This window comes from Pseudoalteromonas sp. AWM4_233 (genome assembly GCF_056158285.1).
In genome coordinates this window covers 896574-922121 of record NZ_JBSWSZ010000113.1, presented here as the reverse complement: position 1 = coordinate 922121, position 25548 = coordinate 896574, and the positions used below count along the sequence as shown (strand labels likewise).

General features: G+C 39.8%; 30 protein-coding genes. 23 read left to right on the top strand and 7 right to left on the bottom strand.

The features are described 5' to 3' along the window. Positions 1–9 precede the first annotated feature (9 nt). On the bottom strand, positions 10–639 hold the full coding sequence (gene udk, locus ACXAC4_RS25585; RefSeq protein WP_475167441.1) for a uridine kinase: 630 nt from the start codon (positions 637–639) through the stop codon (positions 10–12). A gap of 295 nt (positions 640–934) precedes the next feature. Here udk and ACXAC4_RS25580 point away from each other — a divergent pair, with 295 nt between their 5' ends. The 7 genes from ACXAC4_RS25580 (at position 935) to ACXAC4_RS25550 (ending at position 5748) form a co-directional block, all read left to right on the top strand. After that, positions 935–2149, top strand: coding sequence for a phosphopentomutase (locus ACXAC4_RS25580; protein ID WP_475167439.1), 1215 nt, complete (start codon positions 935–937; stop codon positions 2147–2149). A 13-nt stretch (positions 2150–2162) separates the two neighbouring features. Further along, positions 2163–2864, top strand: a complete 702-nt coding sequence (gene deoD / locus ACXAC4_RS25575; protein WP_138632942.1) for a purine-nucleoside phosphorylase — start codon at positions 2163–2165, stop codon at positions 2862–2864. Positions 2865–3102: 238 nt separating this feature from the next. Further along, a complete protein-coding gene (locus tag ACXAC4_RS25570) occupies positions 3103–3843 on the top strand; it encodes a ferredoxin--NADP reductase (protein WP_475167437.1) in 741 nt (246 codons plus the stop codon). Between the two features lie 65 nt (positions 3844–3908). Next, positions 3909–4367, top strand: coding sequence for a nuclear transport factor 2 family protein (locus tag ACXAC4_RS25565; RefSeq protein ID WP_475167433.1), 459 nt, complete (start codon positions 3909–3911; stop codon positions 4365–4367). Positions 4368–4372: 5 nt separating this feature from the next. Then, positions 4373–4687: a hypothetical protein gene (locus tag ACXAC4_RS25560; RefSeq protein ID WP_138481324.1), complete on the top strand. Its 315-nt coding sequence runs from the start codon at positions 4373–4375 to the stop codon at positions 4685–4687. A 27-nt stretch (positions 4688–4714) separates the two neighbouring features. Beyond that, positions 4715–5434 carry a substrate-binding periplasmic protein gene (locus ACXAC4_RS25555; RefSeq protein ID WP_349287888.1) on the top strand — a complete coding sequence of 240 codons (720 nt, stop codon included), beginning with the start codon at positions 4715–4717 and terminating at the stop codon, positions 5432–5434. 56 nt (positions 5435–5490) lie between these two features. Then, entirely contained in the window at positions 5491–5748 is a 258-nt protein-coding gene (locus tag ACXAC4_RS25550; RefSeq protein ID WP_349287887.1) for a DUF2999 family protein, read from the top strand. A gap of 35 nt (positions 5749–5783) precedes the next feature. Here the strand turns inward: ACXAC4_RS25550 and ACXAC4_RS25545 are convergent, their stop codons facing one another. From ACXAC4_RS25545 to ACXAC4_RS25535, 3 genes are all read right to left on the bottom strand, one after another. Then, on the bottom strand, positions 5784–6242 hold the full coding sequence (locus ACXAC4_RS25545) for a hypothetical protein (protein WP_475167431.1): 459 nt from the start codon (positions 6240–6242) through the stop codon (positions 5784–5786). 186 nt (positions 6243–6428) lie between these two features. Further along, positions 6429–7970: a methyl-accepting chemotaxis protein gene (locus ACXAC4_RS25540; RefSeq protein WP_475167427.1), complete on the bottom strand. Its 1542-nt coding sequence runs from the start codon at positions 7968–7970 to the stop codon at positions 6429–6431. 173 nt (positions 7971–8143) lie between these two features. Next, positions 8144–8743, bottom strand: coding sequence for a GNAT family N-acetyltransferase (locus tag ACXAC4_RS25535; RefSeq protein ID WP_475167420.1), 600 nt, complete (start codon positions 8741–8743; stop codon positions 8144–8146). 175 nt (positions 8744–8918) lie between these two features. Here ACXAC4_RS25535 and ACXAC4_RS25530 point away from each other — a divergent pair, with 175 nt between their 5' ends. Further along, entirely contained in the window at positions 8919–9794 is an 876-nt protein-coding gene (locus ACXAC4_RS25530; protein WP_475167417.1) for a hypothetical protein, read from the top strand. Positions 9795–9874: 80 nt separating this feature from the next. Beyond that, positions 9875–11335 carry a MocR-like pyridoxine biosynthesis transcription factor PdxR gene (gene pdxR, locus ACXAC4_RS25525; protein WP_475167412.1) on the top strand — a complete coding sequence of 487 codons (1461 nt, stop codon included), beginning with the start codon at positions 9875–9877 and terminating at the stop codon, positions 11333–11335. Between the two features lies 1 nt (position 11336). Here pdxR and ACXAC4_RS25520 read toward each other — a convergent pair whose 3' ends face one another. Both ACXAC4_RS25520 and ACXAC4_RS25515 read right to left on the bottom strand, forming a co-directional pair. Next, a complete protein-coding gene (locus ACXAC4_RS25520; protein WP_475167408.1) occupies positions 11337–11804 on the bottom strand; it encodes an SRPBCC family protein in 468 nt (155 codons plus the stop codon). Positions 11805–11893: 89 nt separating this feature from the next. Further along, positions 11894–12379 carry a SixA phosphatase family protein gene (locus ACXAC4_RS25515; protein ID WP_475167401.1) on the bottom strand — a complete coding sequence of 162 codons (486 nt, stop codon included), beginning with the start codon at positions 12377–12379 and terminating at the stop codon, positions 11894–11896. A gap of 404 nt (positions 12380–12783) precedes the next feature. Here ACXAC4_RS25515 and ACXAC4_RS25510 point away from each other — a divergent pair, with 404 nt between their 5' ends. The 6 genes from ACXAC4_RS25510 to ACXAC4_RS25485 all read left to right on the top strand — a co-directional run bounded on the left by ACXAC4_RS25510 (position 12784) and on the right by ACXAC4_RS25485 (position 20143). Continuing rightward, entirely contained in the window at positions 12784–14040 is a 1257-nt protein-coding gene (locus ACXAC4_RS25510; protein ID WP_475167396.1) for an efflux RND transporter periplasmic adaptor subunit, read from the top strand. An 89-nt stretch (positions 14041–14129) separates the two neighbouring features. Further along, positions 14130–14834, top strand: coding sequence for an ABC transporter ATP-binding protein (locus ACXAC4_RS25505; RefSeq protein ID WP_475167392.1), 705 nt, complete (start codon positions 14130–14132; stop codon positions 14832–14834). A 1-nt stretch (position 14835) separates the two neighbouring features. After that, complete coding sequence (locus tag ACXAC4_RS25500) at positions 14836–16149, top strand: ABC transporter permease (protein WP_475167387.1); 1314 nt, start codon at positions 14836–14838, stop codon at positions 16147–16149. Positions 16150–16161: 12 nt separating this feature from the next. Then, positions 16162–17370, top strand: a complete 1209-nt coding sequence (locus tag ACXAC4_RS25495; protein WP_475167380.1) for an ABC transporter permease — start codon at positions 16162–16164, stop codon at positions 17368–17370. Between the two features lie 75 nt (positions 17371–17445). Beyond that, complete coding sequence (locus tag ACXAC4_RS25490) at positions 17446–18777, top strand: sigma-54-dependent transcriptional regulator (protein WP_475167377.1); 1332 nt, start codon at positions 17446–17448, stop codon at positions 18775–18777. A gap of 22 nt (positions 18778–18799) precedes the next feature. Then, a complete protein-coding gene (locus tag ACXAC4_RS25485; protein WP_475167374.1) occupies positions 18800–20143 on the top strand; it encodes a sensor histidine kinase in 1344 nt (447 codons plus the stop codon). A gap of 12 nt (positions 20144–20155) precedes the next feature. Here the strand turns inward: ACXAC4_RS25485 and ACXAC4_RS25480 are convergent, their stop codons facing one another. Next, complete coding sequence (locus tag ACXAC4_RS25480) at positions 20156–20458, bottom strand: hypothetical protein (RefSeq protein WP_421964778.1); 303 nt, start codon at positions 20456–20458, stop codon at positions 20156–20158. Between the two features lie 76 nt (positions 20459–20534). Between ACXAC4_RS25480 and ACXAC4_RS25475 the strand changes: the two genes are divergently transcribed. The 8 genes from ACXAC4_RS25475 (at position 20535) to ACXAC4_RS25440 (ending at position 25541) form a co-directional block, all read left to right on the top strand. After that, positions 20535–21065, top strand: a complete 531-nt coding sequence (locus tag ACXAC4_RS25475) for a tellurite resistance TerB family protein (protein ID WP_475167365.1) — start codon at positions 20535–20537, stop codon at positions 21063–21065. Positions 21066–21376: 311 nt separating this feature from the next. Beyond that, positions 21377–21670: a YciI family protein gene (locus ACXAC4_RS25470; RefSeq protein ID WP_475160441.1), complete on the top strand. Its 294-nt coding sequence runs from the start codon at positions 21377–21379 to the stop codon at positions 21668–21670. A gap of 105 nt (positions 21671–21775) precedes the next feature. Continuing rightward, complete coding sequence (locus tag ACXAC4_RS25465) at positions 21776–22138, top strand: DUF2750 domain-containing protein (RefSeq protein WP_475167362.1); 363 nt, start codon at positions 21776–21778, stop codon at positions 22136–22138. Positions 22139–22249: 111 nt separating this feature from the next. Continuing rightward, positions 22250–22672: a hypothetical protein gene (locus ACXAC4_RS25460; protein WP_475167358.1), complete on the top strand. Its 423-nt coding sequence runs from the start codon at positions 22250–22252 to the stop codon at positions 22670–22672. Positions 22673–22783: 111 nt separating this feature from the next. Continuing rightward, a complete protein-coding gene (locus ACXAC4_RS25455) occupies positions 22784–23101 on the top strand; it encodes a hypothetical protein (protein ID WP_475167355.1) in 318 nt (105 codons plus the stop codon). Between the two features lie 120 nt (positions 23102–23221). After that, positions 23222–23530: a hypothetical protein gene (locus tag ACXAC4_RS25450; protein WP_475167354.1), complete on the top strand. Its 309-nt coding sequence runs from the start codon at positions 23222–23224 to the stop codon at positions 23528–23530. Between the two features lie 875 nt (positions 23531–24405). Continuing rightward, a complete protein-coding gene (locus tag ACXAC4_RS25445; RefSeq protein WP_475167352.1) occupies positions 24406–24675 on the top strand; it encodes a hypothetical protein in 270 nt (89 codons plus the stop codon). A gap of 539 nt (positions 24676–25214) precedes the next feature. Further along, on the top strand, positions 25215–25541 hold the full coding sequence (locus tag ACXAC4_RS25440; RefSeq protein ID WP_475167349.1) for a DUF2185 domain-containing protein: 327 nt from the start codon (positions 25215–25217) through the stop codon (positions 25539–25541). The last annotated feature ends 7 nt before the right edge of the window (positions 25542–25548 follow it).

Genomic DNA, 25548 nt, shown 5'->3' with positions numbered 1-25548 from the left:
TTCCCGTTTTTATTCTTGTAGCAAATATTTTATCTTGCTTTTAATTATATCAATCGCCACGCGATTCATGCCACCGCGTGTAACCACTAAATCAGCTGAATGTTTAGATGGTTCTATAAATTGATAGAACATGGGTCTTACCGTTGCTTGATACTGCTCCACAACAGATTGTAGTGTTCGGCCTCGCTGCTCGATGTCACGCTGCGTACGACGCAGTAAACAAATATCAAGAGGCGTATCAATAAATACTTTTATATCAAACTCTTTACATAACTCAGGGTCGCTGAGTAATAAAATGCCTTCAACAATTAATATTTTCGCAGGGTTAACCTGGCGAGTATCCTTACTACGAGTATGTTGCGCATAATCGTAACTTGGTACCTCTACAGACTGACCAGATCTTAATTGCTCTAAATGCGACTTAAGAAGTTCATGTTCAAATGCATCCGGATGGTCATAGTTTGTTTGTGTTCTATGCTCAAACGGTAAATGCGATTGATCTTTGTAATAGGCATCTTCTTCGATGATGGCAATAGAACCATCTTCTAGCTCATTTACAAGCTCGTTATAAATAGTTTGCGTAAAAAGAGATTTGCCAGATGCAGATGCACCAGCAATAGCTATAATTGTTCGTGTCACTAAAGTTCACACCCAACTGTTGATTCACTCGGAAGATCACAATAGCAAAAAAGACACGAATAATCTCTTTTGCTTCGCTTAGGGAGCAAATTTAGCGATTTTGATATTTCTGCGACAGGACTTATGTCCGCTTGCTAAAAACAGGACTTTTATGACATTTTCGTGACAATTGGCGTCTAGTTTTAAAAGCGGACTTATGTCCTGTACGCTGTTGTTAACCAACTATTAAAGTATTCAACACTGATTCGGAGGCAATTATTTATTCTCCAGATTGGCATAAGTTAAGAGGTAAATTATGGCAAGAGCAATTATCCTGATGGCAGACAGCTTAGGCGTAGGTGCCGCTCCAGATGCAGAAAAATTTGGAGATTTAGGAGCAAATACCCTTGCGCATCTTTTAGCTGCATATAAAGAAGACAAAGGAGAAGCACTCCCTTTACCCAACTTAACTAAACTTGGTTTAGTAGACGCTTGCGAAGCAGCGGGTAAAGAAGCGTGTGAAGTGGCAGAACGCTCAGCGCCAAAGGCAGCGTGGGGTTATGCAAAAGAACTTTCAAGTGGTAAAGACACGCCATCTGGTCATTGGGAAATGGCGGGCGTACCTGTGTTGTTTGATTGGGGCTATTTTCCTAATACACAACCTTGCTTCCCTGAAGAATTTGTTACTGAATTGTGCAAACGCGCTGAAATTCCAGGAATTTTAGGCAACTGTTACGGTTCAGGTACCGTTATTTTAGAACAACTGGGTGAAGAGCATGTAAAAACGGGCATGCCAATTTGTTATACCTCAGTTGATAGTGTGTTCCAAATAGCCGCACACGAGCAATCATTCGGCCTTGACAAGCTTTATCAAGTATGTGAAATCGCACGGGCACTGCTTGATGATATGAATATAGGGCGAGTGATTGCGCGGCCATTTATAGGCACTTCGAGTGCCGACTTTATGCGAACAGGTAATCGTAGAGATTACTCTGTGCTACCTCCTGCACCAACATTATTAGACAAGTTGGCGCAAGATGGTGGTGAAGTGATCAGCATTGGTAAAATTTCTGATATTTATGCCCACCAAGGCATTACTCAGAAACATAAAGCGCCAGGCTTGATGAATTTACTAGAGAAAACCTCTGAAATCATCGACAGCGCCCCTGATCACAGTTTGATTTTCACAAACCTTGTGGATTTTGACGAAAAATTTGGTCACAGACGTAATGCAGTAGGTTATGCCGAAGCGCTTAAGCAATTCGATGATTACCTACCAACAATACTTAATAAATTACAGAATGATGATTTATTAATTATTACGGCAGATCACGGCTGCGATCCAACAGCACCGGGTACAGATCACACACGTGAATATGTACCGGTACTGGCTTATACACCGGGGATTGACAATATCGCACTCGGCGAACGACAAAGTTTTGCTGACATAGGTCAAACCCTTGCCCAGTGGTTTAATTTATCAACACTTGACTACGGCGACAGCTTTGCTGACGACCTGATCAAGGCGTAAGAAGGAAAAGAGAATGAGTACTCCTCATATCAATGCGAACAATGGTGATTTTGCTGAAACGGTATTAATGCCCGGTGACCCTTTACGCGCAAAATATATTGCAGAAAACTTCCTTGAAGACGCTCGCCAAGTTACAGGTGTTCGTAACATGTTTGGTTTTACAGGCACATACAATGGTAAACCTGTAAGCATTATGGGTTCGGGTATGGGCATTCCATCAATGTCAATTTATGCCCGTGAGCTAGTTGTTAGCTATGGTGTTAAGAACCTTATCCGTATCGGTACATGTGGTGGTATTAGCCAAGACATTAAAATCCGTGATGTTATTTTTGCACAGGGTGCAAGTACAGATTCAAATGTAAACCGTGCACGTGTTCGTGGTTATGACTATGCAGCGATTGCTGATTTCGGTCTACTAGAAAACGGTGTTAATGCGGCACGTAAACTAGGTATCGAAGCGAAAGTTGGTAATGTATTCACGACTGATACATTCTACCAAGCTGATGGTTCTTTCTATGAAGAATTAGACAAGCTAGGTGTATTAGCGGTCGATATGGAAACAGCAGGCATGTATGGCGTTGCAGCTGAGTATGGTGCAAAAGCAATGGCATTATTTACAGTAAGTGATCATGTGATCACAGGTGAAGCAACACCGGCTGAAGAAAGACAAAGTACATTTAACGAAATGGTTAAGATTGCTTTAGAGTCAATCTAACGATTTCATACAGAGTTTTAAGTTGTTATTTGCTCGTTGGGTTTTGAGCAAAAAAGTTCCTTGGTAACGTAATCGCTGATTTTTGGAGACACGCCCAAAATGAAAGCGAATCACACCCCAAAAGGCCGCACTGAATAGTGTGGCTTTTTTTTGCCTAAAATTTGTGAACTGCTGAGATTTTTGACATATCGGTGCTATCTGCCACAGTTATAGAGTGTGAAATAAACAGAGCTATTATATGTCTCAATGGGTTAGTGGAAAAATCACGGAAGTAAACTGGTGGACGCCAACACTTTTTACCATCAAAGTTGCTGCAGATGTCGCTCCTTTTCAAGCTGGCCAGTTTACTAAGTTAGCGATGACAATTGGTGATAAGCGAATTGCTCGAGCTTACTCATATGTTAATGCACCGAAAGATCCTGTACTTGAGTTTTACCTGACAGAGGTTGAAGGCGGTAAGTTGACATCAGGTCTTGTCGATCTTTCAGTCGGTGATAGTATTGAAGTCGAAGCGAAAGCAAACGGCTTTTTAACTATTGAAGAGTCACCTAAGCGAGAGACTCTTTGGATGATAGCGTCAGGCACAGGCATCGGACCTTTTTTGTCAATTTTGGCAGATGGCAAGGTATGGGAGAAGTATAAGCAAATTGTCCTTATCCATAGCGTTAGGTTTAATACAGATTTAACCTATCAAGACTTTATAAATGCACACCAAAAGCTGTTTAAGCAATTTACTTACTTACCCCTCGTGACGCGAGAAATGCCAGAGAAGGGTTTACGAGGCAGAATCACAGATCTAATTCAAAGCAATGAAATAGCGAAGTATTTCAATCAAGAACGATTACCTGAAGATTCTCATTTTATGATTTGTGGAAATCCAGACATGGTAAAAGACTTGGCGCAACTTCTTCAAACGCTCGGGTATTCAAGGCACCGACGTTCTGAACCTGGTCATATATCAGTCGAACAATACTGGTAAGCTATGAAAAAAGACTGAGATTTGATAAGGTGCTCAGGTTTATGTTGTATTTTTATTAGGTACTTATGAGATTTTTTAGTTTTATCACTTTGTTCTTTTTTTCATTTGCAATTAGTGCAAATCCAGCCTTTGAAGAAAAGGCGGCTGCACTAAGTAGTATTAAAACAGCAGAAGAAAAAGCAGCTGAAAAAGTAATAGATGAGTTAATTGTTGCCTATAATCAACAAAACATTAAATCATTCTTGGCTTTATATGCTGATGATGTAGAGTTCTACATGTACCCACAAAAACTCATGTTTACGGGTAAAGAAGATTTAATCAAACGTTATGGTTTGATGTTTAAGAAAATGAAATGCTTAAATGCAAAATCGCTTAAGCGAATTGTGCATGGCAGTATTGTTATTGATCATGAAAGCTCAGAAATTTGCACCCAGCAAGCAGGTGTAGTTGATAAGCGCTCTGAGTTTGTAACTAGCTACCAGATTGAAAAAGGAAAAATCAAAAAGGTGGTCTTTTTTAGGTAAGTAAAATGAGCAAAGACATGAGGATCCAACTTCTTTACCGTGTTGAACCCGGTTGTTTGGGTCCTGATGGTATCGATTACATCGAAGAGTTTTGTCAATTCGCAGTGAAGAAAATACCGCCTCCTAATTATGCTATTTTTTCTTTTGTGCCAAGATATGACAAGCTACTCGATGAAAAAGAGTACTCTTTATTGAATCGCAAACTTACTCAAGGACAAGTCGATAGCTATTTTCAAAAAATAGAAAAGCCGCTAGAAGAGTTTGAATCTCAAGTTGATGAGTTAATCGCATTCGCGGTTGATGCATTTTTTGATAGGTGAGTCTCTATTACTTGCCTTGAGGAATAAATGAAACTTTTTCTTTATTTAGCCTTACTTTTCAGTATTAAGGTATCATCGTCAGAAACTCTCCATGTCGTGACTGAAGAGTGGTTACCCTATAACTATACCAATGCTGAAGGGCAGCTTGTTGGCCGCTCTACAGACAAAGTGAGAGCTGTTTTATCTGATGCTGGTGTTGAATATAAAATAACAAGCTATCCATGGTTACGCTCTATGCATTTGGCTAAGACACAAGCCAATACCATGATCTACTCAATTTATCGAACGCCCGAACGAGAAAAGCTATTTCAATGGGTTTGCCCGCTAATGGCTCCAGTGAAAGAGTATTTATTTGCGTTAAAAACAAGAAATGATATTCAGCTCAACTCTCTTGATGATGCGAAACAATATGTGATTTCTATCGTGCGTGGTAGCGTAAGTGAAGGGTATCTGACAGACGCAGGTTTTAAGCCTGGGTTAAATTTAGATCTCACTTCAGATCCTAGTTCATCACCTAGAAAGTTACTTGGTGGAAGAGTAGATCTGATTTTACATACTGAATACACCGCCTCAGAAAGGATGAAAGAGCTAGGGTATGATTACTCTATGCTCAGAAAAGTCATCGAGGTAAAAGAAATAGATAATCGCCGAGCTTGCATGGCATTTAGTCTTAAAACTGATAAAGCCTTAGTGAAGCGCGTTCAATTAGCGCTTGATAAATATAACAAACTTCATGGCGAGAGTTGAAAACAATGATTTTGCCCATACATAAAGCGTTATAAACTAATTGCGAGTGATAAATTATGAATCCAATTATTGCCATTCTTAAAGAAAATAATATTGCTGATGAACAGATTAACCAACTTTTTGAAGCACTAACAGACAACCCACTTATGGCGATGGGGATTGTGCAACAACTAGGTATCCCTCAAGAAAAGCTTCAGCAGTTAATGGGCTTAGTCATGCAAAATCCAGGTTTGATTAAAGAGGCTGTGGAAGAGTTAGGTCTAGATTTTGCAAAAGTTCAAGCTGCAAAAGAAAAGCTGACTAACCAGCAATAAAGCATTATAAGCGGGACTTGTCCCGCTTATATAAATTAAACGTTTACTTTGTATAAATTAAGCTCTTTCTCAGACTTTAGTATATTTTCAACTCTTTCCTTATTTTCCTCTTGTGCTTCAATGTACATTGCAAGTGCGTCTTCTTTATCCTTGAGCATATCTTGGCATGATACATAATGAGAAACTTGCTCGATGCCAATTAATCCGCAAACCCAGATACTAAAGAGCACAACAACTACTCCGCCAATCACAAATAGACCGGTAGAAAGATTAGTCATAGAAGCTGCAATAAATGCTGAAATGACGACTAGCAGAGCAAATAATGATTCAGCTTTAATGAGGTGAGCGACCTTGTTTGTCAGCCAGGTGTGCCAAGGATGTGGTTCGTGGTTACACAGGTGAGTAATGTCCTCAACGTAGGCAATTCCTTTTACTTTATCTTCAATGTGTCTGAAGGTTTTGTAGTTTTGACTGGTAATTAAATAGTACAGCATGGTATTGGCCTCGCGTGAGTTGGTACAAGTCATTACGCTGAGAACAGTGAAGCGATCGCTCTGAAGGGCCTTTATTTGAAGTATTTGGTCAACATTAAGAACTATCGTTTTATGATTTGTAAATAATACAGTACAGAAAGTGGTCAATTGGTGGGCGCTGCGTGACTTAAGCCACGCAACTTGATGTTAGCAAAATTGCTGGATGAGTTTGGTTTGCTGCTCGATTTGGCTTAACAGCTCTTGGCTTAAGTTATGAGAATGTTGACCATGTTGCCCACCTAAGTCGGCCAGTTCACTTACGCTCTCAACATTAAGGTTGATTTGTTTAATGACCACGGACTGCTGTTCTATTGCGGCTGCAACCGAACGGTTAAGATCAGCCAGTTCGGTAACATGAGACTGAATCGTTGATAGGCTTTCACCATTCTTACTTGCAAGCTCCACACTGGTGTTAGACAAAAGGTTTCCTTGGTCCATCGAGCTAACAGCACTTTGTGATACATCATTCAGCTCTTGGACTAGCTGGGTTATCTCTTCTGTTGATGCTTGAGTCTTTTGAGCCAAGGCCCTTACTTCATCTGCGACAACAGAAAAACCTCTGCCATGATCGCCGGCTCTTGCTGCTTCAATCGCGGCATTTAATGCCAGCAAGTTAGTTTGCTCAGCAATTGAATTGATGACATTCAAAATGCCATGGATTTTCTCATTTCCAGCAACCAATCTAGATACGGCTTGGTTAACCTCAGCTAAATGCTCATCTAAATGATGTATGGCATCAATGACTTTATCTACCGATGATTTACCATCTTGAGTGTGTTGCTCTGAAGCCATTGCAGCGCGTGAGGCTCGTTCTACATTCGTATTCAACTCTTCGATGGTGACGGTGAAGTCTTGCATGCATTGCACCATTTGCTGAACTTCATTATTTTGTTTTCTTAATAGCTCTGAGACTTGTTGCCCACTTTGAGTATTTTTTTGTGCGTTAATATTTACCCTAAGAGATTCATCATTGACCCGTCCAACAACCGCTCTGACTTTGGCTTGTTGCATTTTTATTGCTAAAGATAATGAACCAACGGCATCGTTATGCCCTGAATACAAGAATGACATAAGTGGATTATCATACGCTTCTTTGGCCTCTTTGAGGGTATAAAGATAACGCTTACGCCATCTCAATTGCATATATGAAGTTAACATAAGTAAAATAGCGAGCGCTAAAATGGCAGTTGAAAAGGTGAATGCCAATGTCATAAAAGCAAAAGCGCTTGATGTAACCAAACCATAGCTTATCCATTTGGTGCTATCGTAATAACGGTTGGCAACTTGCCCGGCTTGTATTTTTTTGTATGCGCGTTCAGCACGCTTTTTAACTTTATCGTCTAGATGGGTTCTGACAGATTGATACTCAATGATCTTACCCTGCTCATTTTTTATGGGCGTCACAAAGGCATTCACCCAATAAAATCGGCCATCTTTACTTTTGTTTTTAACTGGGCCCATCCAAGAGTCACCACCTTGAATTGTGTCCCACATATTGGCAAAAGCGGCTTTAGGCATATCATTGTGGCGTACCAAGTTGTGTGGCTGACCATACATTTCTGTGGTGCTAAAACCAGAGACATCACAAAAGGCCTCATTAGCATAGGTGATCCTGCTACTGGGATCTGTGGTTGAAAGTAGAACGGTTTCTTTTGTTAGTGTTATTTCTTGAGTGTGCCGTGAACTCATACTGGCATTCCATCCTGTTAATGCAAGACGGGCAATATAGTCAAATAAGGTTGATTTATAAACAAAATAACCTAGATAACTGACTTAAATTAGAGCTGGTTTGATGAAGATCAGAAGGAGCCCATAAATTAGAACTGACTCCCTTATTATTGTGTTAAATCAATTAAATTGTTTTAGTTTTGTGCAGTTTCAGTTGCTTGCATTCGTTTTGTTAACTTAGCTTTTATATCAGGCCATTGATCGTCAGTGATACTGAAAATGGCTGAATTTCTAAAATTACCGTTAGGTAATTTACGTTGTTTGTATGCTAACCCTTCAAATCTGGCACCAATACGCGAAATGGCATTTCTTGAGACCTTATTATTTTCATGTGTACATAAGGTGACTCTCACTAAGTTTAAATCCTCAAAGGCATGGCTGAGTAGTAGATACTTTGCATGGGTATTTACATAGGTTTTTTGTGCTGACTTAGCAATGAATGTATGACCAATTTCAGCACTATGATTGTGTTTATCAAGTCGAAATAACCGTGTAGTGCCAACGACAGTACCGCAGGCTTTATCTATGATTGCCATGACAATTTGTTCATTCTGGTTAAATTGTGCGGTGTTTTTAAACCACAAAGCTAACTTTTCTTCGCTCTCACAATAATTGTTAAACACCCATCGCCAAATATCAGGGTGGCTGCCTGCTTTAAAGAGGGCACCTAGATGATTTTCAGTTAATGGCGTGAGCTTAACTTTCTCGGTCTCTAATGAAATGGGTTTTAACATCTTCGTAATTCCTTATCGTCACAATGATCTTTAAGGGCAAGTTAGCTGTTATTAGGTCTAACAAATACAACCAGAGCGGAACAAACAACTAGACCAGTGTTAATAGTTTTTTATTATTGAGTTAATAAGTAAATTACGATTTAATGACAGTGCGTTGAGAAGATTAAGGATTGATATGACCCGCCTACTATTATTGTGTTTTTGTTTGCTTTGGCACAGTGCTAGCATAGCCGAAATAGACAACTCAACGATAACCATAGCCATTCAAGATGATATAAAACAGCAGTACTTTGAGTTTTTAGACAATAGACACATATTAGACGTAAACGACTACAGCAGCTTAAAAGCTTCTCGCGATGTTGTTGAACATGCTTTGCTTGTTAAAGCAATTCGCCTTGGCGGATTTAAATTACCAATTAACTATATTCAAGTTGATCATCCGCCACGTAGAATTAAATTGATGAAGCAAGGGGCAATCCATTTAAGTGCGACTCCGCTTTGGTTAAATGAGATTAAACAGTTTGAGCATAAGTTGCATATTAGCAGCGCCGTGTTAGAAGCGGGTCGTGCAGAAGCAGGGTTATATACGCATAGCGACAATGTTGATGTGCTGTCAGTTAAGCAACCCGCTGAATTAGTTAAGTTAATCGCAGTTTCAAATCAAAATTGGCAACATGATTGGAAAATACTTAAACAATTAAACTTTAATGGTATGTATCACACAGGTAAGTACACGACCATGTTGGATATGCTCTATAAAAGACGCGCTGATGTGATGCTAGGCCCGTTTCATAACTCTGATGATTTGAGCTTTAAACATAATGGGCAAACCTATCTACCGATCAAAAACTTAAAAATCATTATGCCTGACAGCCGTCATTTTCCCGTAGCGCGTTTTACAGCTCAAAGCCAGCCTTTGATCAAAGCGCTCCAAAAAGGGCTATCAATTTTAAAAGAAACCGGTGAAATTGAAAAAGCATATCGCCAGTCTGGATACGTGAATGACAAGGTCAGCAGTTGGCAGATTATTAATGCTCCTGCAAAATTATAGCTAATTCGATAGAATGCAGGTGAGGTCGGATTAACTATGTTGGTAACCATGAAAACGCAATTTTGTGAAACTACAGTATCATGCAGCCGTTAGAGATTGTTTTTAGTGATGGTAAAGCAAAATACTTGCAAATTATTGATATATATCGCAATGCAATTCAGTCAGGTTCATTGTTACCTGGCACAGCGCTTCCGTCAGCCAGAGCTCTTTCTTTTTATTACCAAGTAAATCGTCACACTGTGATGAACGCTTTACAAGGCTTAGTGGCTGAAGGGTGGCTGACTTCTATACAAAGAAGCGGGTATGTTGTAAGTGAGCATTTACCAATTGAGGCCAGTGAAAAATATACTAAACAAAGAAGTGTAAAACCATTTGAGTATAATTTTTCTATGCCCTTACAACAGACAAGTGAAATTGAACTTTCTGCTTTTGACTATATTTTTGCCGGAGGTTTGCCTGATTTATCTGCTTTTCCTAAACAGAAATTTAAACAATCTTTGAGTATGGCCGCGAGGCAATTCAACGCCCATGACATGCATTATTCAGATAGTGCAGGAATACCCACATTAAAACATCAAATTTTGCGATACCTAGGTCAAGCAAGAGCGCTTAATGCAGATGATTTGCTTATCTGTAATGGCTCACAAGAAGCTTTATATTTGGTTGCTAAAGGGTTTATCAATCAAGGTGACTTTGTTGCGATTGAGACCTTAGGCTACCCGCCTGCAAGACAGGCATTCGAAAGCTGTGGTGCTGCACTAGTCGATATTGCACAAGATGAGCAGGGGATATGTGTCGATGACTTAGAAGCCCAGCTAAAATTGAGAGAAATCAAGTTACTATATCTAACACCATTACATCAATACCCGACTACAATAACATTGCCTATAGCAAGGCGCCTTGAAATTTACCGGTTGTGCTATCAATATGGTGTACTGATCATTGAAGACGATTATGACCATGAATTTCACTATCAATGTCGGCCTCTTCAGCCAATGGCGGCAGATGATCCCGCGGGTATTGTGATTTATATATCGACCTTTTCTAAAATAATGTGTGCGGGAGCGAGACTAGGCTATTTACATGCTGCCAAGCCTGTTTTAGTGCATTTAAAAGGGTTAAAAAAGCTCATTAATCATAAGAATGACGTCTTTACTCAACTGGCGGTCGCGCACTGGATGGAGACAGGAGAGTTTGAACGTCACTTAAAGCGTATGACCAAATCATATAAAGCGCGATGGCAAGCAATGAATAGTACCCTTAATGCTTTAAAAGCGCGGGGCTTAAACCTCTCATTTATCAAGCCTGATGGTGGTATGGCATTCTGGCTAAACTGCCATCAAGATGTGGTTGCGTTAAAGTTACGCGCCAGACAAAAAGGTGTTTATTTTCAATCGGAAGAAGAGTTTTATCACCCTAATTCAGTCCGTTCTTTAAAACCAAATGATGGCGAGGTAAGTCATATTCGCTTAGGGTTTGCTTCACAAACAGTTGAGCAAGCAGAAGCCGGTATATACAAAATCTTTTCAGAGCAATTATAATTCACTCAGTGTTTAGGTTATGGATCGCCAACACTGCACTTTTAATGTCTTTTAAGTCTGCTTGCATGGTTTTTTTAAGTTGTTCTGTCATGAATCGTGACATGAGCTTTGCCATTATTTTTGCAAACAAGCTTTGCGGAACACCTTTAAAACCCATAATAAGTTCACATTGATCTGTGCCTTCGACAATTTTCATCTCAGAGTAATAATCACAACCATGACTTTGCGCCTTGGTTTTATAAAATGCATTGGTTTGTGACTCAGTGATCCACATCGTTTCAGTAGCATCTTTACCAAACATGGCTCTGGTTTCTTGCCATTTTAGGCCTTTAAGCCCCTCTTTAGGTTGCTCAATAATCACTAGGCTTTTTATGGCAGAAATATGCTGGTGGGCATGACGTATATCGCTAATGACGCGCCATACTTGCTCTTTTTTTGCTGGAATAATAATGGACTGTTGAACGTTCATAAAATTCTATGCTTTATCTTTTTTATAAAGCATAGATTTAGATTGTCGAATTTTCACGTTACAAAAGCGTTATCTTTTAAGCGAGAATATCACTTTGCTTTAGCTGATGTTTTGTGACGGATCAGTTGGTATTCGTCACCATGCAGACGCAGTTCGTATAGTTTATCGTATTCATCTTCCTCAATGTTGACTCGATGCCCTGAAAGCAGCTTCACAAGCTGAGGTGTTGTATTGCTGTGACCTAAAACAACGGCTACACCATTTAATAACTTTAACTCACCTGCAAATTGTACTAATTCTCTTGGGTTATAGCTTTGGACTTTTAGCAATGTAGCTTTTGCCAGTGGCGCGATGGTTTGTTGAGTTCGGTTGTAATCAGTACTGAACAGCTGTGTTGGTTTGGCTGACAGAAGTTGTTTGGCAATATTATTGGCTCTGAGTTTTCCTTTATCCGTTAATGACGGATCACTCCCACTGGCTTTTTCACTGTGGCGTAATAAAAAGATTTGCTCTGGTTGTGCCATAAGTTGACTCGAAAAGAGCAATGCGATAACCGCTAATAAACTGAACTTCATTTTTATACTCCTTAATCTCAGTTTAGATACCGTTGTTATTTTCTTACATTAACAGTCTATTACTTCATTTCAATGACTTAAGCATTTTTTTCATTGTGTGAGTGACTAATACCAACCCTCAAAATAGATCACTTAATTAAGAGGGTTGGTATTAGTTAAAAAGTGTCCGGTGCGGACACTTTTATCGTCCGCGGACAAGCGTACAAGAACCTATAAATAAGTAACTATATGATAATATTGGTTTTTAAAGTTTGGCACAGTCTTGGTATCTATTTGGACATAATAGGCTCAGGAGCAAGACAATGATTTTAACGACCGCTTTTTTTGTATCACCCCTTTTGATGTTGTTGATGTCATTACTTATCAGCTGCACTGAGCAATTTTTGAATCAATAAGGAATGAGTATGATCAGAGATACCAGTGGCCAAGATCAAATGGTCCAACATAAGCCTAAAAAACTAAAACCTGCACTGTTGATTGCTGGTGTGCTGTCGCTTGTTACTTGGGCAGGCTACGCCATGATGAATACCGATAATGTCAGTCAGTCTGTTGATAAATCCCAGCTACAAATTGCGACGGTCATAAAAGGAGACTTGGTCAGAGATGTAGCGACAACAGGTAAAATAGTTGCTGCTAATGCACCAAAAGCGTACAGCCCAGAGCAAGGCTTTGTCACTTTGCAAGTGAAAGCAGGTGACAGTGTAGAGAAGGGGCAGGTGATTGCAGAGGTTGAAAGCCCGGAGCTAAATAACAGTTTAAAGCAGCAAGAATCAGAGCTTGCCAGACTGCAAGGTGAACTTGCCAGAAGCGAATTAGAAGCAAGGCGTCAAACATTGGCTCTAAATAAAACTTTAGACATGGCGCAAGTTGAACTGAGTGCCGCAGAGCGTGAAAACCGCCGAGCAAAACTCTCAATAGAGAAAAGCCTGATCAGTCAAATTGATTTAGAAAAAGCCGTCGATGATTTAGCCAAAGCTAAGCTGACCTTTAAACATGCACAGCAAGAGGTTGAGCTTGCCAAAGATACCTTGGCGTTTGAGTTACAATCATCGCAAAGCCAAGTTGCTAGACAGCAACTGGTGGTTGATGAACTTCAAAGAAAAGTTCGTAATTTAAACGTGAAAGCCAGTGTATCGGGCATCGTTGGTAACTTGCTGGTGCAACCTAAAGCTATGGTGACTAAAAACCAAGCCTTACTCACTTTAGTTGATTTGTCCGCTTTTGAAGCAGAACTGCAAGTGCCAGAGAGCTATGCCAATGATTTAGGGATCGGTATGCAAGTAGAACTGAAAATGGGTACTGAGTTAGTTAAAGGCACTTTGTCAGCCATTTCGCCAGAAGTGAATAACCGAGAAGTAACCACACGTGTGCGTTTTAACCAAAGTGATATTAGCAATATTCGTCAAAATCAACGTTTGTCCGGGCGCATTTTATTAGAAAACCGCAGCGATGTTCTGATGGTAAAACGCGGTGGCTTCATGAATGCAGGTGGCTATGTGGCTTACAAGCTTAGTGGCGAACGCGCAGAGCGAATCGAAATCAACACAGGTGTCACCAGTATTAACCATGTAGAAGTGTTAAGTGGACTTGCACAAGGCGATGAAATCATCATTTCAAATTATGACACATTTAAAAATGCCGATGCCGTATTGTTGAGATAAGAGCTGCTGAGATAAGTATTACAGAGATGACAACAAACACATTTAGGTATCATCAACAGAATATAGACCGAATTAAAAAGGAAAGAACAATGTTAAAAATGAATAATATCAGCAAGATGTACCAAACAGAGATGGTTCAAACACATGCTTTACGTGACTTTAATTTAAATGTTGAAGAAGGTGAGTTTATTGCTGTAACAGGCCCATCAGGCTCAGGTAAAACCACCTTTTTGAATATTGCAGGTATGTTAGAACCCTTCACTGGTGGCGAATACTTATTGGATGGCATTGATGTTGGCAAACTGAATGACAATCAACGTGCGGACTTACGTAACCACAAGATTGGTTTTATCTTCCAGGGCTTTAACCTCATTCCAGATTTAAACTTGTACGAAAACGTTGAAGTGCCTTTACGTTATCGTGGGATCAAAGCGGCTGAGCGCAAGCGCAGAATAGAGCAGTGTTTGGAGCAAGTGGGGCTAGCTAGCCGAGCTAAGCATTTACCTCAGCAACTATCGGGTGGTCAGCAGCAGCGAGTTGCCATTGCTCGAGCGCTGGCTGGTGAACCACGCTTTTTATTGGCCGATGAACCAACAGGTAATCTAGATAGCTTAATGGCACGTCAAGTCATGGAGCTGCTTGAACAAATTAACCGAGATGGCGCCACCATAATCATGGTAACGCACGACGCGGAGTTAGCTCGTCGTGCACCTCGCAATATACAGGTTGTTGACGGTCAACTTGCTGATTTTACGTTATATCAGGGTAATCCAAATATGGCAGTAGGAGCTTAATATGTTCAGTCATTACATAGATTTAAGTTGGCGGAGCTTTAAGCGTACGCCGCTAGTGAGCCTGTTAATGGTGATTGCCATAGGGGTTGGTATTGGTATTACGATGACCAGCTTGTCGGTTTACCACATGATGTCGATGGACCCTATTCCTGAAAAGAGTGACAAACTGCATGCCGTTCAGTTACAGATTATGGACGAGGAATCAAGCTGGTGGACGCCCGATGACTTACCTTATCAATTGACTTATCAAGATGCAGAGAATTTACAAAATGCTGACTTACCTTATAAACGTACAGCATTAATGAAAAGTGGTTTTTCTGTTCACTTAGATTCAGACAAGCTTCAACCTTTTATGGCCGTAAGTCGCTTAGCATCAAGACAAGCGTTTGAAATGTTTAACCTGTCATTTAAACATGGTGCGCCTTGGAGTGCAGAACAAGAAGAAAGTGCAACCCCTGTTGCGGTGATTTCGCAAAGTATGAGTAAGAAATTATTCGGTACTGACAATAGCGTTGGTAAGAGTTTCTATTTAGACGATTTGAATGTTCAGGTGACCGGCGTTATCGCTGATTGGCAAATTAATATTAAATACTACGACCTAAATAATGGGGCGTTTAACGAGCCAGAACAGATCTTTTTGCCTTTCTCTTTAATAAAAGCGTATGAGATTGACACCTGGGGCAATACCAATGGTTGGAAAAATGAGGACCTGAGAAATTTCACAAATAAGATGCAATCAGAGCATGTATGGTTGCAATTTTGGATTGAGCTGAATTCTGAAGAAGATAAGAAAGCGTTTGGTGACTACCTAATGAACTACATGCAGGAACAGAAAAAGTTGGGTCGTTTCGAACGTACTAAGCTGGATTACAGTCTCAAAGATGTCAATGAATGGATCACTTACTTTGAAGTTGTGAATGAAGACAACAAAATCCTTGTTGCGTTGAGCTTTATGTTCTTGGCCGTCTGTTTGGCCAATATTCTGGGATTGTTACTTGCTAAGTTCTTAAGACGAGCACCGGAAGTGGGCGTAAGAAGAGCGTTAGGTGCAAGCAAAACTCAGGTTTTCTATCAGCATATTGTTGAAGTTGCCATGTTAGGTTTGATGGGTGGATTGATTGGTATTTTGGTAGCACAGTTAGGTTTATGGGGTATAAGGCACAGTTATGATTACTACAGTAACTTAGCAAATATGGACTTATCAATGCTATTTGCAGCTCCCGTTATTGCTATAACAGCATGCATTGTTGCGGGTATGTACCCAGCATGGTTGGTATGTAAAACCACACCATCGACATATTTAAAGAGTCAGTAAGGAACACGAATTATGTTTGAGATTAAACCAATTTTTAATGCCTTACTTCGCTCTAAAGTAGGTGCAGTTTTATTACTAATACAAATTGCAATTACCACAGCAATTGTTAGTAATGCGGCGTTTATCATTAAAGATAGATTAGATTACTTAAATCAACCCACGGGTTATCAAGAGGAAAACATATTTAAATTTAATGTGATGACTTTTGGTACAGATGTAGATTTGGCTCAACAAGCTGAGCTTGATGAAGCCAGCATTCGTGCATTACCCGGTGTGATTGATGCAGTAACCATTAATGCGATTCCTTTATCTGGAGGGGGCTCTTCGACGAGTTACAGACTAAAACCAGTGCCAGAAAAGGCGAAATCAGTCAATGCGAGCTACTTTACCGCAGATGAACATGCTTTAAATACCTTTGGTGTAGAGTTAGTTGAAGGGCGCAATTTTACTGAATCAGAAGTCGCACACGATCTTGATAATACTCAATCGGCTAATGTTGTTCTGGCGACAAAAGCTTTAATGGATGAGTTATTTCCAAATGGTGACGGGTTAGGTCAATTCATATACTCAGGTACAAAGCCTTATAAAGTCATTGGCATTGTAGGCATGATGAAAGGCCCTTGGATGAAGAATGAAGAACGTAAAGACAGATCTGTGATTATTCCTTATGTTCGTATTGAAAAATTCAATAAGTTTTTAGTACGAACCGAAGCTGGTAGACGCGCTGAAGTTATGCAACAAATCGAGTCGCTTATTCATAAAAACTACAGCAAAAGGGTAGTGCAAGATTTAGCTGGGCTAGATAAGAAAAAAGCAGATTATGTTGCCGAAGACAGACTAATGATGCGTATGCTAGTGATACTAATTAGTGTACTTGTGTTGGTTACAGCCTTGGGGATTTTCGGTCTTACCTTGTTCAACATTAATAAACGTACGAAGCAAATTGGTACAAGACGCGCGTTAGGGGCTCGCAAATCAGCGATTATCAGTTACTTTGTGGTCGAAAACAGCCTAATTTGTATTGCAGGTTTAGTACTAGGGGTATGTGGTGCAGTGTTACTCGGTCAACAGCTTATGGCACATTACTCAGTCCCTGCGTTATCGAATTGGTATGTTGCAATAACAGCCGTTGCAGTTTTTGTGATGAGTTTATTAGCGGTAATTGGTCCTGCAAGACGCGCGGCTAATATCGACCCAAGTATCGCAACACGAACAATTTAACTTCTAAATACTCAACCTCTTAGTTCGTGCTACACTCAAACCTTTGGTGTAGCACGAATAATAAAAAGAAAATACATGGACAAAATACTCATCATTGACGACAACCAAGCTGTACTCAATGCTTTATCGTTAATGCTCGAAATACATGGTTATGATGTTGTGACGGCAAACACTCCTTTCGAGGCAGAGCAAGTTGTTCGCTATCAACGTATTGCCTTGGCTATCCAAGACATGAACTTTACCGCTGACACCACATCGGGTGAAGAAGGCAAAAATCTCTTTTATCAACTTCGTGCACTCAATGCACACTTACCTATTATTCTGATCACCGCATGGACAGAGCTAGAAACCGCCATAGAGTTAGTGAAAGCGGGCGCAGCAGATTACATTGCTAAGCCTTGGGATGACAATAAATTACTGACTAGCATTGCAAACCTGATTGAATTGGGTAAGGCCAAACAAGACAACGATACATTTAACCGCCAACAAGATGAGCGTCACTCTGCCCATGAACAGGCAAACCTAGCTGGTCTTGTTTATGCGAGCACCGCCATGGAACGAGTGGTCGATATGGCATTGCAACTGGCTAAGTCAGATGTGTCGGTATTGATCACAGGGCCAAACGGCAGTGGTAAAGAGCGTATTGCCGAAATTGTACAGTTAAACTCTGCTCTGGCAGATAAACCCTTTATTAAAGTTAATGCAGGCGCATTGCCCAGTGAGTTAATCGAGGCCGAGCTATTTGGCGCAGAAGCGGGTGCCTACACAGGCGCTAATAAACAGCGTATTGGTCGTTTTGAAGCAGCTGATGGCGGCACGTTATTTTTAGATGAAATTGGCAATTTACCTCCGTCAGGGCAAATGAAGCTTCTTAGAGTTTTGCAAACGGGTGAGTTTGAGCGCTTAGGGTCAGTGCAAACACAAAAGGTCAGTGTACGGGTTATTTCGGCGACTAATGCTGACTTATTACAAGACATAAAAGCTGGCAGGTTTCGAGAAGATTTATATTACCGACTGAATGTCATAGAGCTCAGACTGCCTCCATTGTGTGAACGAAAAGACGACATCGTTCCACTTATAAAACATTTCTTGCCAGAACGAGAATTTGGATTAGCCACTGAGCAGGCTTTGACGAGCTATGCTTGGCCGGGAAATGTCAGAGAGCTTGAAAACGCTTGTAAGCGTGCTGCTGTTCTAAAGCCAAATGGTGCACTAGAGTTTACTGACTTTGGTTTGAGCCAAACACAAAATGTAACGCTTCCAAACTCAAATAAAGAACCTGATAAAGATGAAATAGAGGCGGCAATGCGTGAGTATCATGGGGTTGTTGCCAAAGTAGCAAGGCATTTTGGACTCTCACGACAAGCGCTATATAGACGTTTACAAAAATTCGATATCGACTATTAAAAAAACTAAAACGTTAACCTTTATGAAATCACTCACAGCTAATCTTAGTACTCGCCATAAATTGCAGTTAGCAACAATGTTAAGTGTTGTGTTGGCGTTAGTGCCTATACTGCTTGTGCTAGGCGCATCAAGTACACACAGCCTGATTAGTTTGAGTTTAGCCGTTGTCCTTGCTTGGTTTGTGAGTGGTCTAATTACTCAACCGGTTAACTCAGGTATTAAAGCGTTAGAAACGGGTTTGTTGAACTTTAAAGACGGTGAGTTTTCGAGTTTGCTTGCATACAGTGAAGACGATGAACTTGGACGCTTGTGTCTTACTTACAACCAAACCGCCGAGCAACTTAGACAAGAAAAACAATGGATTTATCAGCGTGAATTGATGCTCGATAAAGTGTTGCAGTCTTCACCGCAAGCGCTAGTTTTAATAGACAGCAATAACCATGTGGTCTTCAGTAATCACAGTGCCAAACTGTTATTTAATTGTGAGCAGAAACTCGAAGGCCTGACTCGCAATGAGCTCTATGTTTTTGGCAGTGAGCAAATTCAAAACGCGATGGAAGCAGGCAGAGATGGACTATTTCACCTAAAGCACGCACACTCAAACGATAGTCAATTAAAGCAAGATGACGAAGCCCAAACTTGGCACCTTTCAACCGGACAGTTTTTGTTAAATAACCATAGTCACCGTTTATATATTTTTAAACAGCTTACTCGTGAACTGAGTCGTCAAGAAGTGGCAGTATGGAAGAAGGTGATACGCATCATCAGTCATGAGCTGAATAATTCATTGGGCCCTATGTCATCTATGCTGCACAGTGGAAAAATACTGACGCAAAACCTCGATGAACCAAGGCTGGGGCGAGTATTTTCAACCATGCAAGAGCGTATAAATCACCTAAATGAGTTTGTTCAAGGTTACGGCAAGTTTGCCAAATTGCCTCAACCAAAACTCGAAGTAATTGACTGGTTGAGTTTATTGAACAGTGTTAAGCAAGAGTGGGCTTTTAGTATTGAAGGGGATATCCCAAACGTTGAATGCCTTGCAGACAGAGTTCAGCTAGAGCAGCTTCTTATTAATTTGCTTAAAAATGCGCACGAATCGGGCTCAGAAGCTGAACAGATTAAAGTAAAAATTGAAGCTAAATCTCAAGGGACATTACTCAGCGTGAGTGATGCAGGCAAAGGTATGAGTGAAGCGGTTATGGCAAATGCACTTGTACCTTTTTATTCAACCAAAGCAAGTGGAAGCGGCTTGGGGCTTGCACTTTGTCGAGAAATCGCAGAAGCTCATCATGGTCAACTAAGTTTACATAACCGAGGTGATGGGAAAACGGGCTTAGTTGTTCAGGTGTTTTTCCCAAGTTAACTCGATTTTAGTTTAGTTGATGTTTGTTTCCTCTGGTTTGCAATCAGAGGGCTTTTCGAGCCAATACACGGTATTAGAAATAACCACAATACTACCTGATACCACAAAGCTAGCTGCAGTCACTAAACCATAACTAGCCATTAAGAGTGCACATGCTTCATTTGAGCAATTTGCCATGGGGATCGCTTCTTCTAGGGCTAACACCTTCTTTTTACGCATGACATTACATTTTTCATCATAGCTATGTGCGTTTTCTGGTACGTAAACGCACCCCGCTAAAAGAGTCAAAAGTAGTGCAGAGATAAGCGTTTTCATATGCATCCATGTAATTTTAAGTATCAGAACGAGGAGTGTATGTTATCAAGGGCCTAAATACTGTAAGAAAATGTTTATGAGTCGGTATAATCTGAAGAACAGAGATATAATCAAACTATATAAAACAATCAGAGACATACTTGTGTTTAAAAAGCTTAAAGCATTATTAGCTGATTTCAGTAATGAATTACAGCAAACCAACAAGCCTGAGAATTCAATTGATTTTAATACTGGGCTCGCAGCTCTGTTAGTTGAAGTCATGCGCGCTGACAGCAAAATTGAGCAATCGGAACTAGATAAGATTGCCGAAATTTTAAAAACACAGTGTGAGCTAGATGAAAGCCAGGTTAAAGTTCTGATAGATAAAGTAAGACCTATGGTTGAAGCTGCGCTAGATTTGCACCAATTTGTAAAAGAAGTGAATGCGAAAACAAGCTATGAAGAACGTATGGAAGTGATCGAGTTGTTATGGCACGTTGCTTTTGCAGATGGTCATTTAGATGATTATGAAGATCACATCATTCGTAAAATATCGAGTTTGATGTATGTTGCACATGTAGACTTTGTGGCAGCTAAAATACGTGTGCAAGAGGGTTTAGATATCTAATCAAGTTTACTTTGCAAGTTCGTTTAGACTCTCAGCCTTCAATCATGATGCACTCATATCAATTTAACTACCTCACAAAAAGAGTAAAATAAAATACTGTTTTTATACACAGGGTTTTGTTTTTGACGCATAACATTATTACAGCGCGTTTTGTCCAATTTTCACAACCGAGCAAAATTGGACATTCTAAACTCATGTTTACAATGAACTTTTCTTGTGTGAATATTGGGACACGTAATATAGCCCGTTTTGTCGGTATTTATTCAGGCAATTTGGGAGAGAATAAGCTGTTATATGCAATGGAGAGTTAAGTGTTTATCGTATCCTTAACATATAAATCGGAATTATCAGAAGTAGATAAATATATTGAAGCTCACGTTACATTCCTTGAGAAGTATTACGCATCAGGTAAATTTATTGCTTCAGGGCGAAAAGTTCCACGAACAGGTGGAATTATACTTTTAAATGCTGCTAATAAAGCAGAAGTGGACTCAACAATAAAAGAAGATCCATTTCATATCGCTAATGTTGCAGATTATGAAGTTACAGAGTTTGTACCAACTATGGCTGCAAAAGAATTTGATGCAATTAAAAATTGCATATAACAAGCCACTAAAGCGTGACTCGTAACAGTTGGCTCGGTTTCGCTTCGCTACACATTTTAGCCAACTATTACTCGCACCTTAGTGGGGCGTTAGGAGTTACTCAAGTTGAGCGTTGGTGCACAAATTGAAAAGTTTTATGCTGACTTAGCTGAAACAAAAATTATTTGGTATGGCGAATTAGCAGATGGGACTGCACTAGAGTTTGACGTTAAGGACAATCGAGTTTCGTTTCCTATGTGGTCATCAAAATCACGAATAGTAAGGCTTAAAAAGTTGAGCCCTGAATTGCTTGGGGATGTAAATCCTGTTGGTATAGCCGTAGAAGACTTTAAACAAAAATTACTCCCAATTCTGTTAAAAAAAGATCGATTAGTTAATTTGAATTTAAGTGGTAAAAACTTAACTGGTTTTGATTTAGAGTTGGGCAATGTTGTCAAAAATATTGAGGCTTGCGTAGGTCACTCCTAACAAGGCCGTCAAACCAAGGACACAAAACAGCAGGCTTGTGCTCCTTCGTCGCCAATTTTAGCCTGCTATTTTGTGCCGTTTACGGCAAGCGTTAGCTACTCAATGAAGAATATGCGATATATTTTTGCTATCTTGGCATTAGCCTCAAACTTGTCATATGCATGCACAATTGAAGATAGAAGTTATAAAGAGCTTGTAGCACAAGCCAATCAGGTCTTTATAGGGTCTGTTGTCGAGATACATTGGAGTGACTTTGAAAAACATATACAAAAATACTCGCCAGTAGACAAAGGTGAAATAAAGTTATTAATGGGTGGTAAATATACCTATAGAGCTATTCCACATGAAATATGGAAAGGCGATCCAATCGATTCTATTAAGCTTCGAGGCGGCTATTGTAAAGGCGCTTTCGTAAATGGTGGTGAAACCTATTTAATTATGACATTTGGTGGTAACTCAATTTTGGATAGCAAGGCTTTTCCACTTCACCCTGAACTAATAAAGCTTGTAAAATCTGAGCTAAAGAGTAGCTAACAAGGTCGTAAACGCGGACAAATAACAGTTGGCTTTGTTCGTGCCTCACAAATTATAGCCAACTATTATTAGCCGGTTACAACGGCGTTATATGGCAATCGAGGTTAAGTGTTGGATTCAAGTTTAAGTAAAGATGCTTTAGCTCACTTGGAGGTTATGACTCAAGTAACCATGTATATTCGTTCGCTTGGTCTTAAAACGAGAAGCCCTAAAAGTTTTACTTTGTTTGGTCTATTTAAACGGGCAAGTACTCTAGACTCAGAACTAGTTGCAGATTTAATGGATGCAATTCACAATACTCCTGCTCAAGTCTCGAAACCATTCTGCCCAACAGAAGAATATATAAAAACTTACTATCGTAGTTTTGACCTTAAGCATCCAAATTCAATTTCTTTAGAAGCAATATTTAAAAATTACATTTGTGATTAAGCCATATAACAATCAGTTTAAAAGCGGACAAAATTCAGTTGGCTGGTTTCGCTCCGCTACACATTATAGCCAACCAAATTTTGCCTTTTAACTGAGGCGTTATATACATAAGGAGGTTTTGTGCTAACTGCCAAATTTTCGAGGCGCGAATTTGAAAAGCTGCCTTTAGGTTCGGAAGCTTCCAATCAATTACATACCGAACTAGAAGCCAAGATAGCTGAAGAATTACACGAAGCTATTGACAGTAAATTCAAGGAGGTAGCTCAACAGTTAAAAGAGTTGGGACATGAATTTACAGAACAGAAGCCTGAGTATGATTCAGAGTTTGCTTCTTGGAATTATGAATATTTGGATGAGGGAAACGAAAATTACCCTCGTATTTGGCTTCATACTCAAGTAGGTGTAATGACAGGCTACAAAAAAGAGTAAGGTGTATATAACAAACTGTTTAAAAGTGGACAAAATTCTGTTGGCTGGTTTCGCTCCGCTTCACTTTATAGCCAACAAAATTTTGCCTATTAACAGGGCGTTATATGCCTAAGGGAATTCATCATCAGCAAACTTCTTAAGAAGACATTAATTCCGTTTGTTGGATTTCTACTTTTATTTTGCTTTAGCTGGTTTTTATTATCTGGTAAGCCACTTTATGCATTAAGTTTTGGTGGCGTATTTGTATTGTTTTGTGCCGAACATGTTTTCAATTTTATTAATCGAACAAAAGTACGTGGCATTCGAAAGTTATCAGGCACAATAATCCAAAGGCCTATATCTTTCTTACTACCGGTTTTTATTTTACTTTGTTTGTTTTGTGCATTCGGCATATAACAAGTTAATTAAACAATGGACGCAAAACAGCAGGCTTGCGCTCATTCTTCGCTTAGTTTAGCCTGCTATTTTTCGCCGTTTATTAAGGCGTTATATAACAATTGGAGTTGTGAGAAATGTTTAAAGCCCTATTTATAATCAGCATCGTTCTGATTTTTTCGGGCATAGCTCTATTTGTTTATGATACTTATCTGTACGAGGTAGTATTAACAGAAGTAGCTAAATCGGACGACCTCTACATGGTTGTTGTACCGAGAGATTCATTCTCTGTTGTTGATTATTGGGCGCACTTTTTAATTTCTGGAAGTTGCTTATTTATTTTAATTAGAGTTAAGAGTGCTATGAGTAAGTAGTTTGTTATATAACAAACGCTTTAACCAAAGGACGCAAAACAGCAGGCTTGCGCTCCTTCGTCGCTAATTTTAGCCTGCTATTTTGCGCCGGTTAAGCGAGGCGTTATGTGCTCTAATAGGTCGGTGATGGATATACCAATTGAAGATGAATTAAAATCTATTTGTATTGAGATAGTGAACCAAGACTACTCAACTCATCAATGGCTTGAAATAGAGTCGAGCGATATGTTTCAGTCCCCTTCGTTTGTTGGTGGCTTTGACGCTGATGAAATGGAGTTTTGCTTTAGTTATTTCGATGAGAATCGTACTGAATTTTGGTTCCAGTTTACTTTAGACCAAGCAAAGTCAATTTCAAAAGGTGAAAGCGTTAAGCTGTCAGGTTTAAAATCTGAGTAAAAGCACATAACAAGTGCCTAAACCAAAGGACGCAAAACAGCAGGCTTGCGCTCCTTCGTCGCTAATTTTAGCCTGCTATTTTTCGCCGGTTAGGCAAGCGTTATACGCAAAGGAAAGTATGAGTACAAAATCTACGATAGGAGCTAAAGTCTCGCTAACTATTATAGCGTTCTCACTCACGATCGTGCATTTTGGATATACAGCAGATATTTTATCTTCATTCTTAGGGTACTGGATCTCAGTACTGATTCTGCCTATAACTTTATATGCGTTAATATTTATACTTGCCCTTAAAATTAACACCAATAAATTTTCAACTCAGCAAAAAACAGAGCTGTTTGCTTTTCCCTTATTTATCAATTTAGTATTGTTTGGTACTTTATATTTTCTGGTCCAGTACGGTATCACTCATTAGTGTAATTGCGTATAACAAAGCCGTTAAACTAAGGACACAAAACAGCAGGCTTGTGCTCCTTCGTCGCCAATTTTAGCCTGCTATTTTGTGCCGTTTACGGCAAGCGTTATGTGCCTGAGGTGAAATGAGCAAGGTATTCAAACTCAAACCCGATGAAATTGAAGATTTAGCTGTTGGCTATGGCGCATGCATTGCCACAGATCTGATAACTGTATATGGGCACAAGGTTGGTTACATGTATAGAGATGAGCCAGAAGGTCTTACCAACGGCTGGGTATTTATGTCTGGAACTGAAACTCAAGAGTACATGGATAATCCTGATAACTTAGCAATGTATGACACAAATACCATAGCAAATTGTGACCCAGATATAATCCCATTCATTGAAAACCCTGTTGGGACGGAGTGTGAGCGAGATTCTGAAGGGGTACTAAAGCTGGTGTTGAGTTAACGGCACA